At 25.2% G+C, this 6,481-nt stretch carries 4 protein-coding genes; all 4 read right to left on the bottom strand.

The annotated features are described in order from the left end of the window. Nucleotides 1-456 precede the first annotated feature (456 nt). The 4 genes from BUA77_RS12325 to BUA77_RS12310 are packed head-to-tail and all read right to left on the bottom strand — an operon-like array spanning nucleotide 457 to nucleotide 6,376. Nucleotides 457-2,109 carry an ABC transporter ATP-binding protein gene (locus BUA77_RS12325; RefSeq protein ID WP_242939125.1) on the bottom strand — a complete coding sequence of 551 codons (1,653 nt, stop codon included), beginning with the start codon at nucleotides 2,107-2,109 and terminating at the stop codon, nucleotides 457-459. 21 nt (nucleotides 2,110-2,130) lie between these two features. Further along, nucleotides 2,131-2,811, bottom strand: coding sequence for an ABC transporter ATP-binding protein (locus BUA77_RS12320; RefSeq protein ID WP_072890712.1), 681 nt, complete (start codon nucleotides 2,809-2,811; stop codon nucleotides 2,131-2,133). After that, nucleotides 2,808-3,836, bottom strand: coding sequence for a S8 family serine peptidase (locus tag BUA77_RS12315; protein WP_072890710.1), 1,029 nt, complete (start codon nucleotides 3,834-3,836; stop codon nucleotides 2,808-2,810). The genes BUA77_RS12320 and BUA77_RS12315 overlap by 4 nt, the downstream gene beginning before the upstream one ends. A gap of 8 nt (nucleotides 3,837-3,844) precedes the next feature. Beyond that, a complete protein-coding gene (locus tag BUA77_RS12310; RefSeq protein WP_072890708.1) occupies nucleotides 3,845-6,376 on the bottom strand; it encodes an ABC transporter permease in 2,532 nt (843 codons plus the stop codon). Nucleotides 6,377-6,481 lie beyond the last annotated feature (105 nt).

The following is a 6,481-nucleotide window of genomic DNA, read 5'->3' as shown; positions in this document are numbered from 1 at the left end:
ATGCTACTCCTCTCTAGATAATTTGTAAGTAGCATCATTTTACTATTTTTTTGACGAATAGGGGATACTTTTTTCTTAGCTTGATGGCTATGTGGTACTACCCCTACTATTTGGAACCCGGATAAAATAACTGCTATAAAAGCTATGGATATTCTTAATCTAAGAAGTAATACTTTTTATAGAGGAGTTCAAAAAAGGAAAGGAATAGAGTTCAAAACCAACGCCCCCTATTCCTTTCTATTTTAAAAACTGCAAAGCATCTCAAGACTTGCTTTATAAATTCCTATTAATATCGTTTTTATGTATTCAAAGATTCACCTTTACTCCTTTGCTACCGAAGTTCTCTAATTGATTTATATTTTATTTAAGCTAATGCTAATTCTTGATTTTGATCATTTAATAAGTTATAATATGCACTTTTATTTAATATAAGTTCATCATGAGAACCTGCTTCAACTACTTTTCTTTGTCTATAACATATATTTTATCTGCATTTTTTATAGTAGATAATCTATGTGCTATTACTATGATTGTTTTATTTTTTAAAAGATCATTTATATTTTCTAATATTCTCTTTTGAGAAATATTATCTAAGGCTGAGGTTGCTTCATCAAATATTATAATACTTGAGTTACTAATAAGTGCTCTTGCAATAGCAACTCTTTGTTTTTGACCACCTGATAATTTTACACCCTTTTCACCTATAATAGTATCAAATCCATTAGGTAATTCGCTTATAAATTTATAAATTTCTACCCTATTACATATGTTTTCTACATATTGTTTTCTTATGTTTTTATTTCCTAAAGTTAAGTTATTCAATATACTATCATCAAATAATAATAAATCTTGGGTAACAATGGAAATATTTTTTCTTAAAGATTTTAAATTATAATCTTTAATATCTATATTATCTATCATTATTTTTCCTTTATTGATATCCCATAATCTAAATAACAAATTTACTATAGTTGACTTTCCACAACCACTTGTTCCAACAAGAGCAGTCATCTTTCCTTTTTCGAATATCATATTAATGTTGTCTAATGTCTTGTCTTTATCATAAGAAAAAGCAACTTTATCAAAAACTATATCTCCATTAAAAGTATCTGAGAGTCTATGTCCCTTATTATTTTGATTTATAATTATAGGTTCATCTAATACACTAAATATACGATTTATAGATACTAACGATTGTTGTATTCTTGTATTAGATCTTATAATGCTTATACATGGCCCAATTAACATTTCAGTGTATTGTTGAAATGCAATAAGTTCTCCTATACTCATTTTTCCTTTAATTATTTTTAACCCTCCATATCCATATATACAAATGGTTATTAAACTATTTAGTATTCTAGCTATGGATATATTACTTGAAATAATCATGTCTAACTTTATACATTTACTTACCAAGCTCTTTTCTTGCTTAATATATCTTTTGAAAAAGTTAAAACTAGATTTGGATATTACAATATTCATTATATTAGAAACAAACTCTTGAATTATATTAGATAGATTACCATCACTCTTCCTAATTTCTTCAGTTTTTGATGATATAATTTTGGTAAATTTAGATTGACTTAACGTAATTAATAACTGTAAGATAATTACTATAAGTAATAAATCAAACTCCATCTTTAACAAGAAAAATAAAGCTATAAATGCGGTAATTGCATTTATAATTAAAGAAAATAATATTTCTGCACCAAAATTTTCTACTATAAACATATCATTTTCTATTATACTCAATATGTTTCCTGTCTTTATATTAGTATAATAATCGCCTGACAACTTAGACAAATGCTTCAATAATTTTATTTTTAGCTTAATATATACTCTTTTTTTCATTTTTGAATATATATATTCCAATATAACACTAAGTAATGATGAAGAAATACGTATAGCTGTATATAGTAAAACTAATTTTATTAATAAATTTGTTTTGCTATTATTTATAGCATCATCTAATATTAGTCTTGTTATTTGAGGTATAAATAAATCTAATACAGATGTTATTAACATAATTATAAATGCTATAGATGCTATAACTTTATTCTTTTCAAATACTACTTTCAAAAATCTTTTTATATTTTTAGAATTACTCAAATTTTTCTCTCCAATACCATGTTATTTATTAGTTTCTAATAGTTTTATATTACCATCAACTATTGATATTATTCTATCTGCATTTTGAGCCACTTTGTCATTATGCGTTATCATTATTAATGTCTGATTATATTTTTTTATAGATTCTCTAAGCAACGATATAACTTCTTGTGTCGTTTTAGTGTCTAAATTTCCAGTCGGTTCATCTGCAAGTATTATCGCTGGTTTTGCTGCTAATGCTCTAGCTATAGCTACTCTTTGTTGCTGTCCTCCAGATAATTGATTAGGTAAATGCTTTTGTCTTTTTGTTAATCTTAAAAACTCTATAAGCTCATCTATATATGTTTTATCTATAATTGCTTTATCTAACATTAATGGCATTTCTATATTTTCTCTAACAGTAAGTACTGGTATTAAATTATACTGTTGAAATATAAAACCTATTTTTTTTCTCCTATATTGTGCTAGCTTGTTTTCTGATAATTCATATATATCCTCACCTTCTATTTTTACAGTTCCCTTGCTAGGTCTTTCAAGTCCTCCAAGTAAATGAAGCATTGTTGATTTTCCACTACCACTTGGCCCTATTATTGCAACAAACTCACCTTTTTCAACTGATATATTTGCACTATTAAGTGCATTTACTACGGTTTCACCTTTTCCATAAGTTTTTGTAAGATTTATAGTTTCTAATATTTTCATACTATTCTTCCCCCGTTATTTAAATTATTTTCAACAAATTCCGTTAATGTGTATATAGATGCAAAATCATACCTTGAAATATTCATATAATCCAAACTTAACTCAAATTTTTCTTCTAATTTTTTTATTACTTCAAAACAGTTGTCTTCATTTAATCCAATATAGTGGTTAAATAAGCTACATTTATACAATTCTTCATTATCTTTATCTATGCTGAGAACTTCTCTAATTACATCTACAACATCTTTTAAAATATCTTGATTAATATTATTTTCATATGATTTTAATTTTGGATATCTTTTACTTTTTTCTAAATCCTTATTTGTCCAATAGTTTCTTATAGCAAATTTTTCTAATTCCACGTTTAAATCAACCAACTTAGCACTAGGATTTTCATATAAAATAGAAGCTATTACTCCAGTCAACTTTGCTGCTGCTTGGCTATTACATTTTCCAAATAACTTATATGAATTATTTAAGTCGCATCTTAAATATGAATTATTATCTATAACACATTGAATATCATAGTCTTTGTTATACCAAAATGCATTCTCATTTTCTAATATAAATCCTTTAACTCCTATTACATTGTTAAATTTTGCTGGATAACTGCATTCAAATCCATTAGCAACAGAACATACAATAATTTTGTCTTGTATATTAAGTTCTTCACATATTTCATATAGCTCTTGAACAAGCTCACTTTCCATAACAGATAAACTCAAATTTAAAATTTTTATATCTATATTTAAAAGGTACTTTAACGCTTCTTCTAACACTTGTATATTTGTTCTTCCTAAGTTATTCAAAGCCTTAACTACAAAAAATTCTACATTTTCAAACTCTTTCTTTATAATTGATGTACATAATGTTCCATGTCCATTTTCATCTTCATAGTTATTTGATACCAAGATATAATCATCTTTGGATTCAAATGCTATTCCTCCAATTATATTATCTTTTAAATATTTATGATTTTTATCTATACCAGTATCTATTACAGCTACTTTTACTTTTTCTTTCATATTTTCACCTACTCTAGTGAACTGATTGATTCAACTATTGATAAATCTTTTATTTTCTTTGAGGGGAAATAAGTTGCCATAAATCCTATTAAAATATTTATAAATATTATTAATAAGTAATTTTGCCACTGTATTATAAATTTAGGACTTATTAATTTAGGAGTTAATGTATTAAATAAAAGTACTTGTCCAACTAATCCAAATATAATTGTAAAAACACTTGAAATTATGCCATATGTAAACCCTTCAAATCTAATCATTTGTTTAAATTCTTTATTTGTAATCCCTATAGCTCTGATCATTCCCAACTCATTAGTTCTAGATATAAGACTATAACTGATATTATTTATTATGTTAAATAAACTTATTATAAATAATATTACTATTATTGAGTAAATAAAAGTTAGTTTGTTTTTTTGCAATAAATCTATCTCTCCTCTTTCTTTGCCAAGATTTCTTACTGTACTCCCTTTTATTTTATTAGTTATATTAAGTATTTTATCATTTAACTTATTTGAATTCACACCTGATTTTTTATCTATATTTACTATTTGATAATTGTCAAATCCTATATTAGATTTGAATTTACTAGAAGGAATTATTAGATCAACACTACTGTCTCCAGTATAATAATCAGAAGTTTCTATAAGTTCATCAACTATTCCTCCAACTATAAATTCTTTCGTTACGTACTTACCCTTTTTAGTATCAAATCTTAATCGATCTTTACCTAATTTGAAATCTTCTTTGTATGTAACTTTAATCTTATCTCCAACCTTTAAATCTACAACATTTGGACCTAATGGATGTGGTATTCTAATTAATGCTATATCTTCATTTTTCATTTTATCTATATTAATCTCGCCATCTAATAAATATTTCTCTAGTTTCTTTAATAAATCATCATCATACCCATATACATTATTTTTAAGTATAAAGCCATCGGTGTTTTTATCTTCATTTAATAATCCATTTAATACCTTCTTATTGTATGGAAATGAATTTTGTTGTTCAAAATACCCAGGCTCTGCTATTTGAGACTTATTTAAGTACATTAGAGAATATAGCACTTGAATTGAATTTACATATTTTATCCCCTTTAAACTTTTTATTTCTTTTATCTCATCCTTAGATATCCCGGCATCCATTGACTGTGAAGGTATCATACTTACTTTATAATCAGTATTTACATTTGAAGTTTCAGCTACTTTTTCTCCTTGTATATTAGCTAAATTGACATAAAAACTTGAAACTATAAACATAGCACTTCCTAAACTCATTGATAAAATTATCATTATAAAACTTTTTTTATTTCTAAATATATTTTTAAATGAAACAGCTTTTTGGAATGACATAAATTTAGTTAAAAACGAAACTGATAAAAATTGTCTTGTACTCATATTTTTAGAAGATATATTTTTTTTTATAGCATCCATGGCTGAAATTTTCCTTATATTTATAAATGTTAAAAATGAAATTATTAATATTGTTACTCCTTCAATTATTATAGAAAGTGCTAGTATATCTAAGGGTATAACAAGCTTTGTAATCGCAACAATTCCCTCTGTAAATAATCCTCCTGATATAGATCTAAATATTTTTGCTCCGATTATCCCTAGTCCAATTCCTATCGGTGTACTTATCACTAACAATATCAATAATTCATATATTACTAGCTTAAAAATTTGCAATGAGTCTGCACCTATTGCTCTTATTACTCCATATTCTGATATCCTTTGAAGTATTGATATATTAAATACTCCATATATAACAATTCCTGATACGATAGCTACTATAATTGATAAAGCTATAACATTATAATCAGTTTCTCCATTTGCACTCAATGAATCTAATAACATATTGTTTTTTCTTATATTATTATTTTTTATATTGGCTTCTTTAGATATTTCTTTTATATTTTTATTTATATCTGATTTTTCATAAAATGTTACATAAGCATCTAGTTTGGAACTATTACTCAGATCTATTGCTAAAAAACCTTCCATTATACCTACTGATTTTTCTCTTGTTCTATCTTTTAATATACCTACTAACGTATAGGTTTCTTTTTTTCTCTTATTAAATAACTCTATAGTTACTTTTTCTCCAACTTTAGGTTTTATTCCCATATTTTTTAGAACCCATTCTTCTAATACTATTTCATTTTGTTTATTTGGAAATTTTCCATCTATTATTTGTGAATTTCCTGATTTTATATATTCTTCATTTACGCTTAGTATATTTATCATCAATTCTCCATCTGGATTATTTGAATCATAATATGATGATAATCCTATATTTTTTATGCCCTTATGTTTGCTTATAATATCTAGTTGTTTTTTATTTAGGTCTTTATATCTTACATGATAATTTCCACATTCATATTTCATTTTAACTATGTCAGCTTCTTTTGCACTCTTTGATAGTATTCCTACTCCAACTATTAATGATATACTAAGAACTATACTAAAACATATTGCAAAAGTTCTACTCCTATATTTTTTTATATATGATGTTACAAGTTTTAAATAATTCTTCATAATATATCAACTCCCTCTATATACTTTTATTTTCTCTTAAATACTCTCTATTTCTTACAATTTCATAAATTGATAGATATAATTTTTGGATATAACTTCAACATA

The sequence above is a fragment of the Tepidibacter formicigenes DSM 15518 genome (genome assembly GCF_900142235.1).
Taxonomy (GTDB): domain Bacteria; phylum Bacillota; class Clostridia; order Peptostreptococcales; family Peptostreptococcaceae; genus Tepidibacter; species Tepidibacter formicigenes.
This window is presented reverse-complemented; position numbering and strand designations above follow the sequence as displayed.